The following is a 21022-nucleotide window of genomic DNA, read 5'->3' on the forward strand; positions in this document are numbered from 1 at the left end:
ACGCCCGAGCACCGCTGCCGGTCACCGACCGACGGCGGTGCTCGGTACGCTGGGGGCCTCATGATGCAGCGAATCGACCTCCGCGGCGGGCTCCCGCCCCGCGCCGAACTCCTCCGTCTCATGCCGCGGGCCGCCGGTGACGTCAGCAGTGCCACGGCCGCGGCCCAGGAGCTGGTGGATGCCGTCCGCGAGCACGGGGCCGCCGCGCTGCACGAGCAGGCGGAGCGTTTCGACGGGGGAGCGCCCGAGCACGTCCGGGTGCCGGCCGCCGAGATCGCAGCGGCCGTGGCCGGTCTCGCACCCGAGCTCCGGGTCGCCCTCGACGAAGCGATCCGCCGGGTCCGCGCGGCCAGCGCCGCGCAGGTCCCCACCGGATCGGTGACCTCCCTCGCCGACGGGGCAGCGGTCCACCAGCGCTGGCAGCCGATGCGTCGCGTCGGCCTCTACGTCCCCGGTGGCAAGGCCGTCTACCCGTCGAGCGTCGTCATGAACGTCGTCCCGGCGCAGGTCGCCGGCGTCGGGTCGATCGCACTCGTCTCCCCGCCGCAGCGTGACCACGGGGGCCGCGTGCACCCGACGATCCTCGCCGCCGCCGGACTGCTCGGCGTGGACGAGGTCTATGCGATGGGCGGCGCCGGAGCCGTCGGCGCGCTCGCGTACGGCGTGCCCGAGATCGACCTCGAGCCGGTCGACCTGGTCACCGGTCCGGGCAACAACTACGTGGCCGCGGCGAAGCGTCTCGTCCGCGGTGTCGTCGGCATCGACTCCGAGGCCGGTGCCTCCGAGATCCTCGTGATCGCGGACGACACGGCCGACCCCGGGTACGTCGCCGCCGACCTCATCAGCCAGGCCGAGCACGACGAACAGGCCGGGAGCGTCCTCGTGACGACGTCGGCCGCGTTCGCCGACGCGGTCGAGGCCGCGATCCCGGAACGCACGGCGGTGCTCGGGACCGCGACGCGCCTCCAGGCAGCCCTGGACGGGCCACAGTCGGCGATCGTCCTCGTGGACTCGCTCGCCGATGCCGCGACCGTCAGCAACGCGTACGGGCCGGAGCACCTCGAGATCCAGACGGCCGACGACGACGCCGTACTCGCCGACATCGACGCGGCGGGGGCGGTGTTCGTCGGGCCGGACTCGCCCGTCAGCCTCGGCGACTACCTGGCCGGCTCGAACCACGTCCTGCCGACCGGCGGTCAGGCGCGGTTCGGAGCGGGGTTGTCCGCGTCCACGTTCCTCCGGCCCCAGCAGGTCGTCCGGTACACGGCGGCCGCCCTGGCCGAGGTGGTCCCGCACATCGTGGCGCTCTGCACCGAAGAGCAGCTGCCGGCGCACGGGGCCGCCGTGTCGGAACGCACGAACCGGTAGCCTGAGGGCGACATGTTCTGCCCCTTCTGCCGCCACCCGGATTCCCGCGTCGTCGACTCCCGGACGAGCGACGACGGAACCTCCATCCGCCGACGCCGTCAGTGCCCGAACTGCGGACGGCGGTTCTCGACCACCGAGACCGCGTCGCTGAGCGTCGTGAAGCGCAACGGCGTCCTCGAGCCGTTCAGCCGCGAGAAGATCATCTCGGGTGTGCGGAAGGCCTGTCAGGGGCGGCCGGTGACGGACTCGGACCTGGCGGTGCTCGCGCAGCGCGTCGAGGAGATCGTCCGGTCCTCCGGCGCGAGCCAGATCGAGGCGAACGACATCGGACTGGCGATCCTCAGCCCGCTCCGGGAGCTCGACGAGGTGGCCTACCTCCGCTACGCCAGCGTCTACCAGGCGTTCGACTCGCTCGAGGACTTCGAGGACGCGATCGGCCAGCTCCGGATCGACCACCACGCCGGGCCCGGCACGGTCGGCGCACCGGGCCGTACCACGGACGGCGCCAGCGCGTGACCGGCGTCGAGGCGCTCGTCCGGGCCGGGTACGGCGTCGTGTTCCGCTCCGTGTTCGCGAAGATGGAGCCGGAACGGGCGCACCACCTGGCGTTCGCCGTGATCCGCGTCCTCCCGAAGGTGCCCTTCCTCGCCAGCACGGTCGAGCGGTACGCTCGGCCCCCCGCCGAGGACGGCATCACCACCATGGGGATCCACTTCCCGTCGCGCTTCGGCATGGCCGCCGGCTTCGACAAGGACGCTCGGGGCATCGCCGGCCTCGGTCTGCTCGGCTTCGGACACGTCGAGGTCGGCACCGTCACCGCCAGGGCGCAGCCGGGCAACGAACGCCCCCGGCTGTTCCGGCTCATCGCCGACCGCGCGCTCATCAACCGGATGGGCTTCAACAACCACGGGGCCGTCAAGGCCGCCGGTCGCCTGGAACGTGCCCGCCGCAACCCCGGTCGCCCGGTCATCGGCGTGAACATCGGCAAGAGCCGCGTGGTCTCCGTCGAGGACGCCGCCGAGGACTACCGCGAGTCCACGCGGCTGCTGGCCCCCTTCGCCGACTACCTGGCCGTCAACGTCAGTTCGCCGAACACGCCGGGTCTGCGCGGACTGCAGGAACTGGACCAGCTCCGGCCGCTGCTCGCCGCCGTGCACGAGACCGCCGGACGGACTCCCGTGCTCGTGAAGATCGCGCCGGACCTCACCGACGATCAGATCGACGCGATCGCGGGGCTCGCGGTCGAACTCGGACTGGCCGGCGTCATCGCGACGAACACGACCATCGAGCGCAACGGCCTGACGACGCCGGACGCCGAGGTGGCGGCGATGGGCGCCGGGGGACTGTCCGGTGCGCCGCTCGGGGAGCGCTCGCTCGCGGTGCTCCGTCGCGTCCGCGCTGCCGTTCCCGCCGGGTTCTGCGTCATCGCCGTCGGCGGGGTCACGACCGAGGCGGACGTCCAGGCGCGCATCGACGCGGGGGCGACGCTCGTGCAGGGCTACACGGCGTTCCTCTACGAGGGGCCGACCTGGGCCATGCGGATCAACCGGCTCCGGCGGCGGCGGTTGCGCCGCCGCTGACGCCGCACCTGGCGAGTGGCCGTGTGGCGGCGCGTCGGGCCCGGGGTCGGACGTCGGCCCGGGCGGCGCGTGGTCGCGAGCCGCTGGCGGCCCGGCCGGAAGGCTCGGACCTGGCCGGCACGGTCCTCCCGTCCGGCACCTGGTCGCGACCGCGCGGCCGCGGGGTCCCGGACGACGCCGACGACGCCCGGACGGACGACGAAGCGCCGCCGACCCGGAGGTCGACGGCGCTCGCACGGCACACGCTCGGTCAGAGCGTCGGGTACTGCCCGCGCTTGACCTGCGGCTTGGGCAGACGGAGGAACCGCAGCTGCCACCCGCGGGTGAGGATGTAGAGGAAGTTGCCGCGCTGGAAGTCCTGCCCGGCCGCGGCGAACTTGCGACGCAGCGCGAACCAGAGCACGGTGCAGTCGAGCACGAAGAGCAACACGAACGCCCAGATGAACAGCAGCGAGTACGACGCCGCGGGCGTCTGCGCGGCGACGAAACCCACGATGAGGAAGAGCACGAGGACCGGCATCATGACCTCGCCCACGTTCCAGCGGGCGTCGATGAAGTCGCGGATGAAGCGACGCTGGTCACCGCGGTCCTTCGCCGGCAGGTAGCGCTCTTCACCGTTCGCCATGCCGACGCGCGCACGCTCGCGCTCGCTGTTCAGACGCGCCCGAGCGGCCTTCTTGTCGGCGGGGGAGTTGCCGACGATCGGACGCCGGTTGGCGGCCTCTCGCTCACGTCGTGAGGGCGTCGGGCGACCCTTGCCGTGCGCGACGAGCTCGTCGTCACCGGGGTTCACGGTCACGTTGGTCTTGGGGGATGCCTTCGCCACGGTGGTTCCTAACGGCGCTCTGCGTGCTGGACGTCCTCTAGATTACCGGCCATGACCGACACCGAGAAGCACCGTCCCGACGCCGGGTCGCAGGCACCCGCGACCGACCCCGCTCTGCTCGAGGCGCTGCGCGAGCACGTGCACGGCGCACTGCCCACCACGATCGCCGACCTGTCCGCCCTCGTCCGCATCCCCTCGGTGTCGTGGTCGGCCTTCGACCCGGCCCACGTCGAGCGCAGCGCCGAGGCGGTCGCCGACCTGGTCCGCTCGACCGGGGTCTTCGACGAGGTACGCGTCGTCCGGTCGGCCGTCGAGGGCGACACGCCGATCGACGGCGGGTCCACTGCGGCGGACGCCGAGCTCGGCCAGCCGGCGGTGCTCGCCGTCCGCCCCGCCCGCAACGGCAGGCCGACCGTGATGCTCTACGCGCACCACGACGTGCAGCCGCAGGGCGATGACGCGCTGTGGGAGACACCTCCCTTCGAGCCGACGCTCCGCGGCGACCGCCTGTACGGCCGCGGCGCCTCCGACGACAAGGCCGGCGTGATGACCCACGTGGCAGCGCTCCGAGCGGTGCACGCACAGTTCGGCGACGACCTGGACGTCGGCATCGTGCTGTTCGTCGAGGGCGAGGAGGAGTTCGGGTCCCGCTCGTTCCGCACGTTCCTGCGCGAGCAGCGGGAGCACCTCGCCGCCGACGTCATCGTGGTGGCCGACAGCGACAACTGGTCGACCGAGGTCCCCGCGATCACCGTCTCGCTCCGGGGCAACACGACGTTCAAGCTCACCGTGACGACGCTCGAGCACGCCAGCCACAGCGGCATGTACGGGGGAGCGGCGCCGGACGCGATGATGCCGATGGTCCGCCTGCTCGCGTCGCTGCACGACGACGACGGGGCGGTCGCGGTCGCGGGCCTCAGCGCGCACGACGCCCCCGTGCCGGAGCGCTCCGAGGACGAGTTCGCGGCCGAGGCCGCCCTGGTCGACGGTGCGCGTCCGGTCGGCAGCGGTCCGGTGCTGTCCCGGATGTGGTTCCAGCCGTCGATCACGGTGACCGGCCTCGACGTCCCGAGCGTCGCGAACGCGTCCAACACGCTGCTGCCCACCGTCGCCGCTCGGGTGTCCGTGCGGGTCGCGCCCGGTCAGCCCGCCACGGAGGCCTTCGCCGCCGTGGAGGCGCACCTGCGCAGCCACGTCCCCTTCGGCGCCCGGATCGAGATCACCGAGGTCGACACCGGTGACGGCTTCCTGGTAGACGCGTCCGGCTGGGCCGTCCAGGAGGCCCGGACCGCGATGTCGGAGGGCTGGGGCGCGGCACCCGTGGAGCAGGGCATCGGCGGGTCGATCCCGTTCGTGTCCGACCTGGCCGCCGAGTTCCCGGAGGCCCAGATCCTGGTCACCGGGGTCGAGGACCCGGACACCCGCGCACACAGCCCGAACGAGTCGCAGCACCTGGGCGTGCTGCACCGCGCGGTGCTGTCGGAGGCCGTCCTGCTCGCCCGACTGCAGGGTCGCGCGTGACGTCCGTCCTCCACAGGTCCTGGACCCGGGTGTCGGTCGTCGGTGCGCGTGCTTAGAATCGACGCGACAGCCGGTGAAGGTCACCGCCAACGAGGGAGACGCCGATGAGCGACACCATCACGACCGAAGCAGCGACCGACGCCACGTCGCACGGTGTGCTGCTGAGCGACGCGGCCTCGGCGAAGGTCGCCAGCCTGCTCGAACAGGAGGGCCGCGATGACCTGCGCCTCCGTCTCGCCGTCCAGCCGGGCGGGTGCTCGGGCTTGATCTACCAGCTGTACTTCGACGAGCGACTGCTCGACGGCGACGCCACGGCGGAGTTCGACGGCGTGGAAGTCGTCGTCGACAAGATGAGCGTGCCCTACCTCGACGGTGCGACGATCGACTTCGAGGACACCATCCAGAAGCAGGGCTTCACCATCGACAACCCGAACGCGCAGGGCAGCTGCGCGTGTGGCGACAGCTTCCACTGATCGCCCGTCAGTCCGACACGCGAGTGGGGAGCGACCGACACGGTCGCTCCCCACTCGCGTCTCCGCATCGCCGTCCCGACGCCGATGACCAGGGCAAACCCGCTGCCGCAGGCCTCGTTCCGTCCACAACGCGTGTCGGTTGTGCGCTCGGTGTCGACAGCTGCGAGTAAGCTAGGAGTGTTCCAACCAAGCTGGGAGCCACCCATGCGCCGGCCTCGTGCCGACCGCGGTGCTCGTCGACGGGGTCCCCGTCGTCAGCCAGTCGCACGACGACTGGATCCGGCCCACGTCTTTCCGAGAGGTAACAGTGCGTTCGAATCGCCGTATACGTTGGGCGGCCGTCCCGGTGGCCGTCGGTCTGGTCATCGCACTGGCTGGCTGCTCGCAGCAGCAGCTGAACGGATGGCTCCCCGGCACGGGAGAGACGAAGGACGTCACCAACCACACGAGCCGCATCGTCGGCCTGTGGACCACGAGCTGGATCGTCCTGCTGGCGGTCGGTCTGATCGTGTGGGGCCTCGTCATCTGGGCCGCGATCGTCTACCGCCGCCGGAAGGGCCAGACCGGCCTGCCCGTGCAGATGCGGTACAACATGCCGCTCGAGATCTTCTACACGCTCGTGCCGCTGATCCTCGTGCTCGGCTTCTTCGCGTTCACCGCGAAGGACCAGGAAGCGATCGAGAAGCCCTTCGCGCAGCCGGACGCCACCGTGCACGTCTACGGCAAGCGCTGGGGCTGGGACTTCAACTACATCGACCAGAAGAACCCGAACGAGAGCGTCTACTACCAGGGCATCCAGGCCCAGGAAGAAGAGAACGGCGGCGGGGCGATCGACGAGTCGCTGCTCCCCACGCTGTACCTCCCGGTCGGCAAGAAGGTCGAGATCGAGCTCAGCTCGCGCGACGTCAACCACTCGTTCTGGGTCATCGACTTCCTCTACAAGAAGGACATGCTCCCGGGCAAGACGAACTACGAGTACTTCATCCCGCAGAAGGAAGGCACGTTCCAGGGCAAGTGCGCCGAGCTCTGCGGTGAGTACCACTCCCTGATGCTCTTCCAGGTGAAGGTCGTGTCGCAGGCGGAGTACGACGACTACCTCGCGTCCCTGCGGGACGAGGGCAAGGTCGGTCTGCTCGGCAACGAGTACGACACCAACACGAACCAGCCGAACAACGAGGCGCCTGCCGAGGCGTCGAGCGACAAGAAGTAAGGGCGCGTCTCAATGACAACGTCATTCGTCGGCCAGGCGACCACCAGGCCCTCGACGCCGGACTTCCAGGCGTCGAAGGTCGGTCGCAAGGGCAACATCATCGTGCGGTGGGCGACGTCCACCGACCACAAGACGATCGGGTACATGTACCTGATCACCTCGTTCCTCTACTTCCTGCTCGCCGGCATCATGGCGCTCGTCATCCGCGCGCAGCTGTTCGAACCGGGTCTCCAGGTCCTCGCGACCAAGGAGCAGTACAACCAGCTGTTCACGATGCACGGCACGATCATGCTGCTGATGTTCGCGACGCCGCTCTTCTCGGGCTTCGCGAACGCGATCATGCCGCTCCAGATCGGTGCACCGGATGTCGCGTTCCCGCGTCTGAACGGCCTCGCGTTCTGGATGTACTTCTTCGGCAGCGCGATCGCCGTCGGTGGGTTCCTCACCCCGCAGGGTGCCGCCTCGTTCGGGTGGTTCGCCTACGCGCCGCTGAGTGACACCACGTTCACGCCGGGGCTCGGCGGGACGCTCTGGGTGTTCGGGCTCGGCATGACCGGCTTCTCGACGATCCTCGGTGCGGTGAACTTCATCACCACGATCATCACGATGCGTGCTCCGGGCATGACGATGTTCCGCATGTCGATCTTCACGTGGAACGTCCTCGTGACGAGCCTCCTCGTGCTGATGGCCTTCCCGGTCCTGGCGGCGGCGCTGTTCGGCCTCGGGCTCGACCGTGTGTTCGACGCACAGATCTTCAACCCGGCCAACGGTGGCGCCTTGCTCTGGCAGCACCTGTTCTGGTTCTTCGGGCACCCCGAGGTGTACATCATCGCGCTGCCGTTCTTCGGCATCGTGTCCGAAGTCTTCCCGGTGTTCAGCCGCAAGCCGATCTTCGGCTACAAGACCCTCGTCTACGCGACCATCACCATCGCTGCCCTGTCGATCACCGTGTGGGCGCACCACATGTACGTCACCGGCGGTGTCCTGCTGCCGTGGTTCTCGCTCATGACGATGCTCATCGCGGTCCCGACCGGCGTGAAGATCTTCAACTGGGTCGGCACCATGTGGCGCGGTTCGGTCACCTTCGAGACCCCGATCCTCTGGGCGATCGGGTTCCTCGTGACGTTCACGTTCGGTGGTCTCACCGGCGTGATCCTCGCCTCGCCGCCGCTCGACTTCCACGTCTCCGACTCGTACTTCGTCGTGGCGCACTTCCACTACGTGGTCTTCGGCACCGTCGTGTTCGCGATGTTCTCCGGCTTTTACTTCTGGTGGCCGAAGTTCACCGGCAAGATGCTCAACGAGCGTCTCGGCAAGATCCACTTCTGGCTGCTGTTCATCGGGTTCCACACGACGTTCCTCATCCAGCACTGGCTCGGCGTCGTGGGCATGCCCCGCCGCTACGCGACCTACCTGCCGGACGACGGCTTCACGTGGATGAACCAGGTGTCGACGGTCGGCTCGATGATCCTCGGCATCTCCTTCCTGCCGTTCATCTTCAACGTCTACGTCACCGCGCGGAACGCGCCGAAGGTCGCCGTGAACGACCCGTGGGGTTACGGTCGCTCGCTCGAGTGGGCCACGAGCTGCCCGCCGCCGCGGCACAACTTCACGTCGATCCCGCGGATCCGTTCCGAGTCCCCGGCGTTCGACCTGAACCACCCCGAGGCCGGCGTGCCGGTCGGTGTGGGCCCGGCGAAGGACGCTCCGGACGCTCCGACCTACGACGCCGCGAAGGGCGAGGTGAAGTAACCGCCATGCGCGCGAACACCAACCTGTTCTGGATCCTGTTCATCTTCTTCGTGATCGCGGATGCCGCGTACACGATCTGGTCCGTGATCTACTACGGCAGCATCGAGTGGGTCGGCACCCTGTCGATCGGCCTGACCGGGATCATGTCCGCCTTCATCGCCTTCTACCTGGGTCGCGTCATGTCGGCTCAGGGCGGAGTGCTGCCGGAGGACCGCCAGGACGCCAACATCGAGGACGGCGACGCCGAGCTCGGGCACTTCAGCCCGTGGTCGTGGTGGCCGATCTTCCTGGCCGCGGCGATCGCGGTCTGCTTCCTCGGAGTCGCAGCCGGCCTCTGGATCGTGCCGATCGGTCTCGCCCTCGTCGCGATCACCCTCGTCGGCTGGGTCTACGAGTACTACCGCGGCAACTTCGGTCACTGACCCACACCACACGCGCTTCGGGCGGCACCATCTCGGTGCCGCCCGAACTGCGTCCGGGGCAGTTCGGGTCCCCGTCCGGGGCACCCCTCCGCCCCGCCCACCGACACACATCGACCACATCTCGAAACGGTCCGGGAATCACCCGGGCACGATGGGCCTTGGGTCCTGAGGACCGCATGCTCGCGGCCTGAGGTCCTGCGGACCGTCCACAAGCGAAAGGAGTCACCTCAGGTGACCGACAAGCGCACCCTCATCATCTTCGGCGCGACGGGCGACCTCGCCTCCCGCCTCCTCCTGCCCGGTCTCGGCACGTTCCTGCAGAGCGGTCGGTCCGTCCCGGTGCAGCTCATCGGCACGGGGCGCAGCGCCCGCAGTGAGGAGCAGTGGAAGGACGTCGTCACGAAGTCGTTCGCCTCGCAGGACGTGAAGGGCCCGGAGGTCGACGCGACCATCGAGTCGACGAAGTTCATCCAGGGCGACCCGACCGACCCGGAGCACCTGACGGCACTGCTCGACGCCGCCGAGGCCGAGCCGATCCTCTACTTCGCGCTCCCGCCGCAGATCGCGTCGGACATCTGCGAGGCCCTGCAGCACGTCGAGCTCCCGGAGGGCACCACCCTCGCCTTCGAGAAGCCGTTCGGCACCGACGTCGCGAGTGCCGAGGCCCTCAACAAGACCGTCCTCGAGCTCGTGCCCGAGGAGCGCGTGCACCGCACCGACCACTTCCTCGGTCGCACCACCGTGCTCAACATCATCGGTCTGCGCTTCGCGAACCGTCTGTTCGAACCGATCTGGAACGCCGACAACATCGAGAAGGTCGACGTCTTCTACGACGAGACGCTCGGCCTCGAGAACCGCGCCCAGTACTACGACGAGGCCGGCGCGCTCGTCGACATGATCCAGTCGCACCTGCTGCAGATCCTGGCCCTCGTGACGATGGACGCCCCGGCAGCGATCGACTCGGTCGAGTTCCGTTCGTCGCTGGCCCGTGTGCTCCGGTCGACCCGCCTCAAGGGCGACGACGCGACGATCGCCTCGCGTCGCGCGGTCTACACCGCCGGCACGATCGACGGCAAGGACCTGCCGTCGTACCAGCAGGAGGACGGCGTCGACCCCTCGCGCGGTACCGAGACGCTCGCCGAGATCGAGGTCGAGGTCGACACCGCTCGCTGGGCCGGTGTCCCCTTCACGCTCCGTTCCGGCAAGGCGCTCGGCGCCAGCCGCAAGGAGGTCCTCATCACCTTCAAGCCGGTGACGCGCCTCCCGTCCGGCCTGACGGGCCGGCCGAAGGCGGACACGCTGCGCATCGTCCTCAACCCCGACGAGATCGAGCTGTCGGTGTCGGCGAACGGTGGCGGCAACCCGTTCGAGATGGGGCAGGTCACGCTGTCGTCGTCCTTCGACGACGGCGAGCTGACGCCCTACGGCGAGGTCCTCAACGGCATCTTCCACGACGACCCGCTGCTCTCCATCCGTGGTGACGTCGCGGAGCGCTGCTGGGAGATCGTCGAGCCGGTCGTCTCGGCGTGGAAGGCCGACCAGGTCCCGCTCGAGGAGTACCGCGCGGGCTCGCGCGGCCCGGCGGACTGGGTCAGCTCGTCCTGACCGATCGGGGCGGCGCCTGCCCTGACGGACGTTCCCACCCCTGATGACGGGAGGCCCGGTGCCAGCTGGCACCGGGCCTCCCGTCGTGTCCGCGCCCGTGGTCAGCCGGCGCGCCCGGCCTGCTCGCCGGCCCCGGTGACGCTCCAGGTGCCGCCGCTGCGCCGGGCCGCGCGCGTCCGGTGCCCAGCCGCAGCGCCCTGGGCCCGGGCGATCGCGTCCGCCGCGGTCACGAGCGTGAGGTGCGAGAGCGCCTGCGGGGTGTTGCCGATGTGGTGGCCGGTGGCGACGTCGACCTCCTCGGAGAGCATGCCGACGTCGTTCGCGAACCCGACCAGCACGTCCATGAGGCGTTCGGCGTCCGCTGACCGGCCGGAACCGGCGTACTGCTCGACGAGCCAGAACGAGCAGGCCAGGAACGGGTGTTCCGCGCCGCGCAGGCCGTCGAAGCCGGAGGAGGTCCGGTAGCGGAGGAGGAGCCCGTCGTCGCCGACGCGGAGGTCCTCCTCGATCGCCGCGACGGTCCCGAGCATCCGGGGGTCGTCCGGCCGGCAGTAGCCGATCTGGGGCAGGACGAGCAGGCTGGCGTCGACCTCGTCGGTGTCGTAGTGCTGGCGGTACGAGCCGCGTCCGGCGTTCCAGCCGTGCTCCTCGATCTCGGCGCGCACCTGGTCGCGGAGGGTCCGCCACCGTTCGACCGGTCCCTCGAGCCCGAACTCCTCGCACGCGGCGACACCGCGGTCGAAGGCCGCCCAGATCATGGCCCGGGAGTGGGTGAAGTGCCGTCGGGGACCACGCATCTCCCAGATGCCGTTGTCCGGGTCCTGCCAGTGCTCCTCCACGTACCGCAGGAGGGCCCGCTGGAGGGACCAGGACGCCCCGCTCTCCTCGACGCCCAGTTCTCGGGCGTCGTGCAGCGCCGACAGGACCTCGCCGAAGACGTCACCCTGGTACTGCGTGGAGGCGCCGTTGCCGACGCGGACGGGCGTGGACCCGGCGTACCCGGTGAGGTGCTCGAGCGTCCGTTCGGGCAGCTCGCGTTCGCCGGCGATGCCGTACATGATCTGCACGTCCTCCGGGTCGCCGGCGATGGCCCGCAGGAGCCAGGACCGCCAGTCGGACGCCTCGTCGCGGTAGCCGTGTGCGATGAGGGACGCGAGCGCCAACGAGGCGTCTCGTAGCCACACGAAGCGGTAGTCCCAGTTGCGTTCGCCGCCGGGGTCCTCCGGGAGGCTCGTGGTCGCGGCCGCCACGACGCCGCCGGTCTCCGCATGGGTCATCGCGCGCAGGTACATGAGGGACCTGCGGACGGCGGGTGCGTACTTCCCCTCGGCGCGGGTGCGGGAGGTCCAGTCGTGCCACCAGTCGCGCGTGTGGTGGAGGGCGGCGGTGACGTCGAACGGCTCCGGTGGTTCACGGTGCGACGGGTACCACGTGAGGGTGGTGTCGAGGACGTCCCCGTCGGCGATCGTCGTCGTCGTGACGTGGCGGTGGTCGTCCGGGCGGAACCGGGGCCCCCGGACGACGACGGCGTCCGGGCCGGCGGTCGCGACGAGAACCGGTCCGTCGTCGTCGCCGACCTGGCGGATCCAGGGGAGGACGTCGCCGTAGCCGAACCGGATGCGGAGCACCTGCTGCACCTCGACCGTGCCGGAGAGACCGCGCACCCGGCGGACGATCGTGGCTCGGTGCGCGTCGACGGGCATGAAGTCGGTGACCTCGACGACGCCGGTCGGTGTCGTCCAGACCGTCGAGAGCACGAGGGAGTCGCCGTCGTGTCGTCGGACCGAGGTGGCCGCCGGGTCGGTCGGGCGGAGGGACCACTGCCCGTCGTGTTCGTCGCCGAGCAGGGCGGCGAAGGTGGACGCGCTGTCGAAGCGGGGGAGGCACGCCCAGTCGATCTCACCGTCCCGCGTCACGAGTGCGGCGGTGTGACAGTCCCCGATGAGGGCGTGGTCCTCGATGCGCTGAGCCATGTCCCCGATCGAACCACCCGGCCCCCGAGGGCACCTGCGCTGAGGGTGCGTTCAGATCACGCCCGGCAGGACCTCGGCCGACGGGAATCCCGAGGATCCCGCTGGCAGCAGGCCCGCCGACGGCTCGGTTCAGTCGACGTCGGCGATCCCGACCCGGCCGAGTTCGGTCCAGAGCCCGGCGCCGTCCGGGGCGTACACCCAGGGCTTCGTGGAGTCCCGCGTGCGCTCCTGCGCCCGGGAACGACCACCGGCGAGCACGGCCTCGCTCGTCGACAGCTGTCGGATCGCCACGGCGGCGACGTTGTCCGGGTGCTCGCGGACGAACTCGCCGTAGAGCTGTTCGTCGTGCTGGCCGTCGTCACCGACCAGGAGCCACTGGACGTCCGGGAAGTCCCGCGCGAGCCGCCGCAGGTTGTCCTGCTTGTGCTGCTGCCCGCTGCGGAAGAAGCGGTCGTGCGTCGGGCCCCAGTCGGTGAGCAGCAGCGTGCCGGACGGGTACATGTTGCGGGAGAGGAACCGTCCGAGCGTGGGCGCGACGTTCCACGCCCCGGTGGACAGGTACACGGTCGGCGCGCCCGGGTGCTGCGCGAGGACGCGTTCGTAGAGCACCGACATGCCGGGCACCGGACGGCGGGCGTGCTCGGTGAGCACGAAGGAGTTCCAGGCGGCGAGCATCGGGCGGGGGAGGCTCGTGACCATGACGGTGTCGTCGATGTCGGAGAGCAGGCCGAAGCGGGTGTCCGGGTGCACCACGAAGACGTCGGCGTCGACATCGCGCATGCCCCCGGCGGACAGGCGGATCTTCTGCCAGCCCGGCTCGAGGTCGATCGGGACGATCGTGTCGACCACGCCACCGCGGTCACTCGTCACGGTGTGCGTCGTTCCCCCGGCCGTGATGGTGACCTCGGCGTGGTCGACGGCGACGCTCGTGAAGCTGCGCCACCCGCGGACCCCGGAGTACGAGACGTCCGACGCCAAGCCGCGACGGGTGAGCAGCACCCGGCAGAGCACACGGACCCACCCGGGTGCGCCGTACCCCGTGTACGGGATGACCGTCGGGACCTGGCCGCGCTTCCGGGCGTGCTGCTCGCGGAACTCCTGCACGGCGTCCTCGATCCGGGCAGCCCGGTGCAGGATCGGCTCCGGGATCGCCGTCTCCCACTGCTGGATGCCCCACGGCGCCTGCTCCCGGCGGTCGTGTTCCCGCTCGACGGACCGGGCGTCCCGCTGTGGGGGAGTGCTGGTGTCCCGGGGCGCAGAAGGGTCCGGAGGCGTCGTCTCGGGCATCTGGCCATCATCCCATGCGGGGGTGTCCAGGAGCCCGGTCCGCGTCCGACACCCCGGGAATCGCAGCCAAGACCAAGGCGGTCTCTGTCAGAGTTGCCGTCTCAGTCACCAAGCCCGCGGTCACCGCGAGAAGGAGAACACGTGCTCGTCACCGAGGTTCCGAACGCTCTGCCAGGGGGATCATCACTGCTCAGGAACGAGCCGGTCCAGGCACGGAGCTCGGCCCGCCTCGCAGGTCTGCTCGACGCCGCCGCGGCGGTGATCGACGAGATCGGGTTCGAGCGCCTGACGACGGCCATGGTCGCCGAGCGCGCCGGGGCGTCCATCGGCACGGTCTACCGGTACTTCCCGGACCGCATCGCCGTGGTCGAGGCGCTGGCGATCCGCTGCACGCAGCGTCTCGCCTCCCGGTTCGTCGAGACGCTCGACGCGTCCGGTGCCACCACCTGGCAGGAGGGCTGTGACGCCCTCATCGAGATGACCGCCGAGATGTACCGCACCGAGCCGGGCTTCCGGGCGATCCGGTTCGCCGACATCGACACCACCTCCGGAGACGAGGACGCCGACCGGCTCGCCGCGCTCGGCGGAGCCGTCGGTACCGTCATGCGCGAACGCTTCGGCCTGCCCCAGTCCGAGGCACTCGCACGGGCCTGGGTGGTGCTGGCCGAATCGGCGCACGCCGTCCTCGCCCGGGCCCACGTCGACCGCGAGCACCCGGACCAGGCGCTCATCGACGCCTACCGCGCGATGAGCCGGCCCTACCTGGAGTCGGTGATCCGAGCCTCCTGACCGGTTGCCCAGACCCGACCCAACCCGGACGCCCGTCCCTTCCGAACAGGAGGGGCGGGCGTCCGTGTGTCCGGAGCTGTCCGGACTGCGCGGGAACCGCCCCGATGTCCGCCAGACGTCATGCGCCGACACGAGAGAACCGGTATGGACTCCGGCCTGTACTGTCGTCCGGAGTCGGGCTACCTCCACCAAGAAGGGCACCCATGATCGAGTTCCGCTCGGTGCGCAAGACCTACCCGGACGGCACGACCGCCGTCGAGTCGTTCGACCTCGTGATCCCCTCGCGGACCACGACGGTGTTCGTCGGTTCGAGCGGATGCGGCAAGACCACGCTGCTCCGGATGATCAACCGGATGATCGACCCCACGGCGGGCTCCGTCCAGATCGACGGCGAGGACATCGCCGGCGTCGACCCCGTGCAGCTCCGGCGCCGGATCGGCTACGTCATGCAGAACGCCGGTCTGCTGCCGCACCGGAAGGTCGCGGACAACATCGCCACCGTGCCGCTCCTGACGGGGGTGTCCAAGGGCGACGCGCGGAAGCGCGCGCTCGAGCTCATGGACACCGTCGGTCTCGACCGCTCGCTCGCGGACCGGTACCCCTCCCAGCTCTCCGGCGGCCAGCAGCAGCGCGTCGGTGTGGCCCGCGGTCTGGCCGTGGACCCGAACATCCTCCTCATGGACGAGCCGTTCGGTGCCGTCGATCCCCTCGTACGCAACGACCTGCAGGACGAGCTGATCCGGCTGCAGCGTGAGCTCGGCAAGACCGTGGTCTTCGTGACGCACGACATCGACGAGGCCTTCAAGCTCGGTGACCAGGTCGTCATCCTCAAGAAGGGCGGCGAGATCGCCCAGCTCGGCACACCGGCGGAGATCCTGTCCGAGCCGGCCGACGACTTCGTCGCGAACTTCATCGGTGCCGGGCGGGGACGCCGCTCGCTCCGGGTCGAACAGACCCCGACCGGTCCGATCGTCGTGGACGGTGACGGCCGCGCCGCCGGCGTCCTGACCGGTCCCACGGGCGTCGTCGACGCCGCTGCCGCTGTCCGCTCCGAGGCCGGGACGCCCGCACGCGTCCCGGGTGCTGCGGCGCAGGGTGGGAGCACCCGGTGAAGTGGGTGCTGTCGAACCTCGACACGATCGGGGACGACACGCTGGCGCACCTGGCCGTCGCCCTGCCGCCGATCGTCATCGCGTTCCTGCTGTCGATCCCGATCGGTTGGCTGGTGGTCCGACTCCGGCGACCCGGCGCTCGGCGGCTCAGCAGCGGCGTGGGCGGCGGCATCGTCACGTTCGCGGGACTGCTGTACGCCGTCCCGTCCCTCCCGCTGTTCATCGCACTGCCCGGGCTGATCGGTACCGGTCTGCAGGACCCGGTCAACGTCGTGATCGGATTGACGCTGTACGGTCTCGCGCTCATGGTCCGGTCGACCGTGGACGGGCTCGGGTCGGTCGACCCGGCCACCACGTCGGCGGCGACGGCGATGGGCTACTCGGGCGTGCAGCGCTTCTTCCGTGTCGACCTCCCGCTCGCCGGTCCGGTCCTGCTCGCCGGCCTCCGGGTCGTGTCGGTGTCGACCATCTCGCTCACCACGGTCGGCGCAGTACTCGGCATCCAGAGCCTCGGGTCGCTGTTCACCGACGGCATCGGGCGGAACATCCCGGAGGAGATCGTTGCCGGCATCGTCATGGTCCTCGTCCTCGCGTTCGTGCTCGACGGGCTGCTCGTGCTGCTCGGTCGGATCGTGATGCCGTGGACGCGTCGGTCGGTCCCGTCGAAGCGGGCGGCCCGACGGATGCTGCAGACCGCGGAGGTCTCGTCGTGATCATCGGACAGGCCTTCGCCTGGGTGCTCGACCCCGCCAACCACCCCGGCCCGAACGGCATCCCCGTCCGGCTGTGGGAGCACGTCTGGATCTCGCTCCTCGCGGTCGTCATCGCCGCGGTGATCGCGGTGCCGATCGGCTACCTCATCGGTCACACCGGCAAGGCCAGGGGGCTCGCGATCGCGTTGTCCGGCGGCGTCCGTGCGCTCCCGACGCTCGGGGTGCTCACGCTGTTCGGCCTGCTGCTCGGCGTGAACCTGCAGGCGCCGCTGCTCGCGCTCGTCATCCTGGCGATCCCGTCGGTGCTCGCCGGTGCCTACGCCGGGATCGAGTCCGTCGACCCGGTCACCGTCGACGCCGCGCGCGCGCAGGGCATGACCGGGTGGCAGATCCTGACGAAGGTCGAGATCCCCCTCGGACTCCCGTTGCTCGTCGGCGGCATCCGTGCCGCCGTGCTGCAGGTCGTCGCGACCGCCACGCTCGCCGCGTACGTCGGATCCGGTGGTCTCGGCGGCTACGTGTTCCTCGGGCTCAAGACCCAGGACTACGCCATGATGCTCGGCGCCTCCGTCCTCGTGATCGCCCTGGCGATCGCGTTCGAAGCCGTCTTCGCCGTGCTCCAGCGGGCGGTGGTGCCCGCGGGCGTCGCCGAGCGCGCGACACGGCGACGCTCGGGATCGCGCGAGCGGCCCCGCAAACCCATCCCGGAAGGAACCCCCTCGTGATCACAGCACCCAAGCTCCGCGCCGGCATCGCCGCCGCGGTCGCCCTGGGCGTCGCAGCCGCCCTCGCCGGCTGCTCGTCCAGCAGCCCGCTCGACAGCGGCTCCAGCGCCTCGTCGGACTCGAAGACCATCGTCATCGGGTCGCAGGCCTACTACTCGAACGAGATCATCGCCGAGCTCTACGCGCAGGTCCTCGAGAAGGACGGCTTCACCGTCGAGCGCAACTACCAGATCGGTCAGCGCGAGGTCTACCTGCCCCAGCTGCAGAAGGGCGCGATCGACGTCATGCCGGAGTACAGCGGCAACCTGCTGCAGTACTACGACAAGGACTCGACCGCGAAGAGCGAGTCCGACATCGCCGACGAGCTCGAGTCGGCGCTGCCGGAGGGCATCCGCGCCCTCGACGCCGCCGAGGCCACCGACCAGGACAGCTACACCGTCACGAAGGAGTTCTCCGAACAGAACGACGTGACGAGCCTGGCCGACCTGAAGAACGTCGACGAGAAGCTGACCGTCGGGGCGAACTCCGAGAACCAGACGCGGCCGTACGGCCCGAAGGGGCTCAAGTCCGTGTACGGCGTCGACGTCGAGTCGAAGGCGATCGAGGACTCGGGCGGCGCGCTCACGGTCAAGGCGCTCAAGGACGGCACCGTCCAGCTCGCCGACATCTACACCGCGGACCCGAGCATCAAGGCGAACGGCTTCGTCACGCTGAAGGACCCGGAGAACCTCATCGTCCCGCAGAACGTCACGCCGGTCGTGTCGGACAAGGTCGACGAGAAGGCCGCCGACGCCATCGACGAGGTGAGCGAGGTCCTGACGACCGAGGCGCTCATCGACCTCAACACGAAGAGCACGGTCGACAAGGAGAAGTCCTCGGACATCGCCGAGGAGTTCCTGACGGAGAAGGGCCTCCTCTAGGCGGCACATCCTCCATCTCGTGGACAGGCGTCGGGCTCCCAGCCCGGCGCCTGTCCGCGTTCCCGGAGGGGCTCGACCGGGCACAGCTGTTCAGCACGAATGTGCCCCTGGAGCGACATCGGTTCCGCACGGTTGTGCCGTGCAGGGCCCGTGCACGTATGTGCAGGAGAGGCCTCTACAACTTGTCGAAGTGAGTCGCCGAGCAGTACCGTCGAAGGGTCCCGACGACGTGACGGCAACGAGCAGAACCCCTTCCACAGGAAGCATCTCAACGTGCACGAACAGCGCGCGGCGACCCCGACGGGCCCGGCCGCATGAACGACCTCCTCGATCCGCTCCTCCTGTCGCGGTGGCAGTTCGGTCTGACGACGATCTACCACTTCCTCTTCGTCCCGCTGACGATCGGCATGGCGGTCGTCGTCGCGGTGTTCCAGACGGCCTGGGTCCGCACCGGTCGCGCGCACTACCTGCAGCTCACCCGCTTCTTCGGGCGCATCTTCCTCATCAACTTCGCGATGGGTGTCGTCACCGGCATCGTGCAGGAGTTCCAGTTCGGGATGAACTGGTCGGACTACTCGCGGTTCGTCGGCGACGTCTTCGGTGCCCCGCTCGCGCTCGAGGGCATCCTGGCGTTCTTCTTCGAAGCAGCCTTCATCGGCGTCTGGATCTTCGGTTGGGACCGGCTGCCGAAGAAGCTCCACCTCGCGAGCATCTGGTGCGTCAGCGCGGGCACGATCATGTCGGCGTACTTCATCATCGCCGCCAACGCGTTCATGCAGCACCCGGTCGGGTACGCGCTCAACGAGGCCAAGGGCCGCGCGGAGCTCACCGACATCTGGGCCGTCCTCGGCAACAAGGTCGCCCTCGCCGCGTTCCCGCACACGGTCTTCGCGTGCTTCATGGTCGCAGCCGGCGTGATCATCTCCGTCGCGGCGTTCCACCTGTCGCGCAACCAGAACCTCGAGACGATGATGCCAGCACTGAAGTTCGGGCTGTGGACGATGGTCGCGGCCGGTGCGCTCACGGTCCTCACCGGTGACCAGCTCGGCCTGACCATGGTCGAGACGCAGCCGATGAAGATGGCCGCGGCCGAGGCGCTCTACGGCACCGCGACCGGCAAGGACGCCTCGTTCTCGGTCTTCACCCTCGGCACACCCGACGGTGTCCGCGAGCTGTTCTCGATCCGCATCCCGTACCTGCTGTCCTTCCTGTCCACGCACACCTTCACCGGCACCGTCGAGGGGATCAACGACCTGCAGGCGCAGTACACGCAGGTCTACGGCCCTGGTGACTACAAGCCGGTCATCTGGGTGACCTACTGGTCCTTCCGCTGGATGATCGCGCTCGGTGTCGGTGCCGTGATGGTGTCGCTCGCCGGGCTCTGGCTGACCCGCAAGGGCCGCTTCCCGCAGCAGCGGTGGATGTGGCGCATCGCGATCTGGGCGGTGCCGCTGCCGATGGCCGCGATGATCGTCGGCTGGGTCTTCACCGAGATGGGCCGTCAGCCATGGCTCGTGTTCGGGCTGCTCAAGACCGCAGACGGCGTCTCCCCGAACGTGACGGGCGTCGAGGTGCTCATCTCGCTCGTCGTGTTCACGCTCATCTACGGATCCCTCGCGGTGGTCGAGTTCCGACTCATCAAGAAGGTCGCCCAGGAGGGGCCGGCCGCTCCGGCCGAGGTCGACCAGGGGACCGGCGAGGTCAAGCACGAAGTGACGGTGTACTGAGATGGACCTGCCCGTTCTCTGGTTCGCGATCGTCGGGGCGTTCTTCGTCGGGTACTTCGTGCTCGACGGGTTCGACTTCGGAGTCGGGATGTCCCTGCCGTTCCTCGGCAAGGACGACACCGACCGCCGTGTCCTCATCAACACCATCGGCCCGGTCTGGGACCTCAACGAGACCTGGGTCATCGTCGCCGGCGCCTGCCTGTTCGCCGCGTTCCCCGAGTGGTACGCCACGATGTTCTCCGGCTTCTACCTGGCACTGCTGCTCATCCTCGCCGCCCTCATCGCCCGCGGGGTGTCGTTCGAGTACCGCCACCAGGGCAAGCACCCCGAGTGGAAGCGCCGCTTCGACCGCATGATCGTCATCGGCAGCGCCGTGCCCTCGTTCCTCTGGGGGGTCGCGTTCGGCAATGTCGTCCGCGGCATCCCGATGGACGCCGGCCACAACCACACCGGCACCCTGTTCGACCTGCTCAACCCGTTCGCGCTGCTCACCGGCGCGGCGACACTGCTGGTGTTCTTCACCCACGGCGTCGTGTTCGTCGCGCTGAAGACCGAGGGCGAGATGCGCCAGCGGGCGATCCACCTCGCGAAGCGATCCGGCGTCCTCACCATCGCCGTGGCCGCCGCGTTCCTCGTCACGATGGCGTTCGTGCGCGCCACCCCGGCGTCGCTGGTGCTCTCCGCCGTCGCCGCGGTCGCGTTGATCATCGCCGTCCTGTGCGCCGCACGCGGGCGGGAGGGCCGTGCGTTCACCCTCATGGCCGTCACGATCGCCGCGGTCGTCATGGCCATGTTCACCGCGGTGTTCCCCGACGTCATGCCCGCGTCGAACGACCCGGCGAACAGCCTCACCGTCGCGAACGCCTCCTCCGGCAGCTACACGTTGACCGTGATGAGCTGGGTCGCGGTCGTGTTCATCCCCCTCGTGCTCGCCTACCAGGCGTGGACGTACTGGGTCTTCCGCAAACGGGTCTCACGCGCCACCGTCGCGCAGGCCGCGCACTGAGCCGGAGGCCCGG

The 21022-nt window shown here is 69.7% G+C and carries 19 protein-coding genes; 16 read left to right on the top strand and 3 right to left on the bottom strand.

Annotation, left to right across the window (positions count from 1 at the left end; translation table 11 throughout):
- Positions 1-60 precede the first annotated feature (60 nt).
- The 3 genes from hisD to DEJ18_RS06015 are packed head-to-tail and all read left to right on the top strand — an operon-like array spanning position 61 to position 2948.
- Positions 61-1368 carry a histidinol dehydrogenase gene (gene hisD / locus DEJ18_RS06005; protein ID WP_111210322.1) on the top strand — a complete coding sequence of 436 codons (1308 nt, stop codon included), beginning with the start codon at positions 61-63 and terminating at the stop codon, positions 1366-1368.
- 12 nt (positions 1369-1380) lie between these two features.
- Positions 1381-1884 (top strand): transcriptional regulator NrdR, encoded by a 504-nt coding sequence (nrdR, locus tag DEJ18_RS06010; RefSeq protein WP_111080341.1) that lies wholly within the window; start codon positions 1381-1383, stop codon positions 1882-1884.
- A complete protein-coding gene (locus DEJ18_RS06015; protein WP_111080340.1) occupies positions 1881-2948 on the top strand; it encodes a quinone-dependent dihydroorotate dehydrogenase in 1068 nt (355 codons plus the stop codon). Before nrdR ends, DEJ18_RS06015 begins: the two co-directional genes overlap by 4 nt.
- A gap of 250 nt (positions 2949-3198) precedes the next feature.
- Here the strand turns inward: DEJ18_RS06015 and DEJ18_RS06020 are convergent, their stop codons facing one another.
- Entirely contained in the window at positions 3199-3774 is a 576-nt protein-coding gene (locus DEJ18_RS06020) for a DUF3043 domain-containing protein (protein ID WP_258371034.1), read from the bottom strand.
- Between the two features lie 51 nt (positions 3775-3825).
- Between DEJ18_RS06020 and DEJ18_RS06025 the strand changes: the two genes are divergently transcribed.
- The 6 genes from DEJ18_RS06025 (at position 3826) to DEJ18_RS06050 (ending at position 10757) form a co-directional block, all read left to right on the top strand.
- On the top strand, positions 3826-5295 hold the full coding sequence (locus DEJ18_RS06025; protein WP_111210321.1) for a dipeptidase: 1470 nt from the start codon (positions 3826-3828) through the stop codon (positions 5293-5295).
- A gap of 104 nt (positions 5296-5399) precedes the next feature.
- Positions 5400-5768: a HesB/IscA family protein gene (locus DEJ18_RS06030; protein ID WP_111053050.1), complete on the top strand. Its 369-nt coding sequence runs from the start codon at positions 5400-5402 to the stop codon at positions 5766-5768.
- Between the two features lie 307 nt (positions 5769-6075).
- Positions 6076-6978 (top strand): aa3-type cytochrome oxidase subunit II, encoded by a 903-nt coding sequence (gene ctaC, locus DEJ18_RS06035; protein ID WP_111080338.1) that lies wholly within the window; start codon positions 6076-6078, stop codon positions 6976-6978.
- 12 nt (positions 6979-6990) lie between these two features.
- The gene (gene ctaD / locus DEJ18_RS06040; protein ID WP_181431050.1) at positions 6991-8730 is read left to right on the top strand and encodes an aa3-type cytochrome oxidase subunit I; all 1740 of its coding nucleotides are present in this window, start codon (positions 6991-6993) and stop codon (positions 8728-8730) included.
- 5 nt (positions 8731-8735) lie between these two features.
- A complete protein-coding gene (locus DEJ18_RS06045) occupies positions 8736-9152 on the top strand; it encodes a cytochrome c oxidase subunit 4 (protein WP_111080337.1) in 417 nt (138 codons plus the stop codon).
- A gap of 231 nt (positions 9153-9383) precedes the next feature.
- On the top strand, positions 9384-10757 hold the full coding sequence (locus DEJ18_RS06050) for a glucose-6-phosphate dehydrogenase (protein ID WP_111080336.1): 1374 nt from the start codon (positions 9384-9386) through the stop codon (positions 10755-10757).
- Between the two features lie 101 nt (positions 10758-10858).
- On the opposite strand, the gene DEJ18_RS06055 is transcribed toward DEJ18_RS06050, so the two are convergent.
- Together DEJ18_RS06055 and DEJ18_RS06060 are read right to left on the bottom strand one after the other, a co-directional pair.
- Positions 10859-12730 carry a glycoside hydrolase family 15 protein gene (locus DEJ18_RS06055; protein ID WP_111210320.1) on the bottom strand — a complete coding sequence of 624 codons (1872 nt, stop codon included), beginning with the start codon at positions 12728-12730 and terminating at the stop codon, positions 10859-10861.
- Positions 12731-12859: 129 nt separating this feature from the next.
- Positions 12860-14017, bottom strand: a complete 1158-nt coding sequence (locus DEJ18_RS06060) for an App1 family protein phosphatidate phosphatase (protein ID WP_111210319.1) — start codon at positions 14015-14017, stop codon at positions 12860-12862.
- A gap of 141 nt (positions 14018-14158) precedes the next feature.
- Here DEJ18_RS06060 and DEJ18_RS06065 point away from each other — a divergent pair, with 141 nt between their 5' ends.
- From DEJ18_RS06065 to cydB, 7 genes are all read left to right on the top strand, one after another.
- Positions 14159-14806 (top strand): TetR/AcrR family transcriptional regulator, encoded by a 648-nt coding sequence (locus DEJ18_RS06065; RefSeq protein ID WP_181431049.1) that lies wholly within the window; start codon positions 14159-14161, stop codon positions 14804-14806.
- Positions 14807-15009: 203 nt separating this feature from the next.
- Entirely contained in the window at positions 15010-15918 is a 909-nt protein-coding gene (locus DEJ18_RS06070) for an ABC transporter ATP-binding protein (RefSeq protein WP_111210318.1), read from the top strand.
- Positions 15915-16631 (top strand): ABC transporter permease, encoded by a 717-nt coding sequence (locus DEJ18_RS06075; RefSeq protein WP_111210317.1) that lies wholly within the window; start codon positions 15915-15917, stop codon positions 16629-16631. The genes DEJ18_RS06070 and DEJ18_RS06075 overlap by 4 nt, the downstream gene beginning before the upstream one ends.
- Positions 16628-17356, top strand: a complete 729-nt coding sequence (locus DEJ18_RS06080) for an ABC transporter permease (RefSeq protein ID WP_111210423.1) — start codon at positions 16628-16630, stop codon at positions 17354-17356. The genes DEJ18_RS06075 and DEJ18_RS06080 overlap by 4 nt, the downstream gene beginning before the upstream one ends.
- Complete coding sequence (locus DEJ18_RS06085; RefSeq protein ID WP_111210316.1) at positions 17353-18276, top strand: ABC transporter substrate-binding protein; 924 nt, start codon at positions 17353-17355, stop codon at positions 18274-18276. Before DEJ18_RS06080 ends, DEJ18_RS06085 begins: the two co-directional genes overlap by 4 nt.
- A 314-nt stretch (positions 18277-18590) precedes the next feature.
- Positions 18591-20003, top strand: a complete 1413-nt coding sequence (locus DEJ18_RS06090) for a cytochrome ubiquinol oxidase subunit I (protein WP_111210315.1) — start codon at positions 18591-18593, stop codon at positions 20001-20003.
- A 1-nt stretch (position 20004) separates the two neighbouring features.
- The gene (gene cydB / locus DEJ18_RS06095; RefSeq protein ID WP_111210314.1) at positions 20005-21009 is read left to right on the top strand and encodes a cytochrome d ubiquinol oxidase subunit II; all 1005 of its coding nucleotides are present in this window, start codon (positions 20005-20007) and stop codon (positions 21007-21009) included.
- Positions 21010-21022: the final 13 nt, after the last annotated feature.

The organism is Curtobacterium sp. MCSS17_015 (assembly GCF_003234265.2).
Lineage (GTDB): Bacteria > Actinomycetota > Actinomycetes > Actinomycetales > Microbacteriaceae > Curtobacterium.

Bases quoted from the DNA above. Each gene is read 5' to 3' on its own strand.
- hisD (WP_111210322.1), top strand. From the start codon at position 61: ATGATGCAGCGAATCGACCTCCGCGGCGGGCTCCCGCCCCGCGCCGAA.
- nrdR (WP_111080341.1), top strand. From the start codon at position 1,381: ATGTTCTGCCCCTTCTGCCGCCACCCGGATTCCCGCGTCGTCGACTCC.
- DEJ18_RS06025 (WP_111210321.1), top strand. From the start codon at position 3,826: ATGACCGACACCGAGAAGCACCGTCCCGACGCCGGGTCGCAGGCACCC.
- DEJ18_RS06030 (WP_111053050.1), top strand. From the start codon at position 5,400: ATGAGCGACACCATCACGACCGAAGCAGCGACCGACGCCACGTCGCAC.
- ctaD (WP_181431050.1), top strand. From the start codon at position 6,991: ATGACAACGTCATTCGTCGGCCAGGCGACCACCAGGCCCTCGACGCCG.
- DEJ18_RS06045 (WP_111080337.1), top strand. From the start codon at position 8,736: ATGCGCGCGAACACCAACCTGTTCTGGATCCTGTTCATCTTCTTCGTG.
- DEJ18_RS06055 (WP_111210320.1), bottom strand. From the start codon at position 12,730: ATGGCTCAGCGCATCGAGGACCACGCCCTCATCGGGGACTGTCACACC.
- DEJ18_RS06060 (WP_111210319.1), bottom strand. From the start codon at position 14,017: ATGCCCGAGACGACGCCTCCGGACCCTTCTGCGCCCCGGGACACCAGC.
- DEJ18_RS06070 (WP_111210318.1), top strand. From the start codon at position 15,010: ATGATCGAGTTCCGCTCGGTGCGCAAGACCTACCCGGACGGCACGACC.
- DEJ18_RS06090 (WP_111210315.1), top strand. From the start codon at position 18,591: ATGAACGACCTCCTCGATCCGCTCCTCCTGTCGCGGTGGCAGTTCGGT.
- cydB (WP_111210314.1), top strand. From the start codon at position 20,005: ATGGACCTGCCCGTTCTCTGGTTCGCGATCGTCGGGGCGTTCTTCGTC.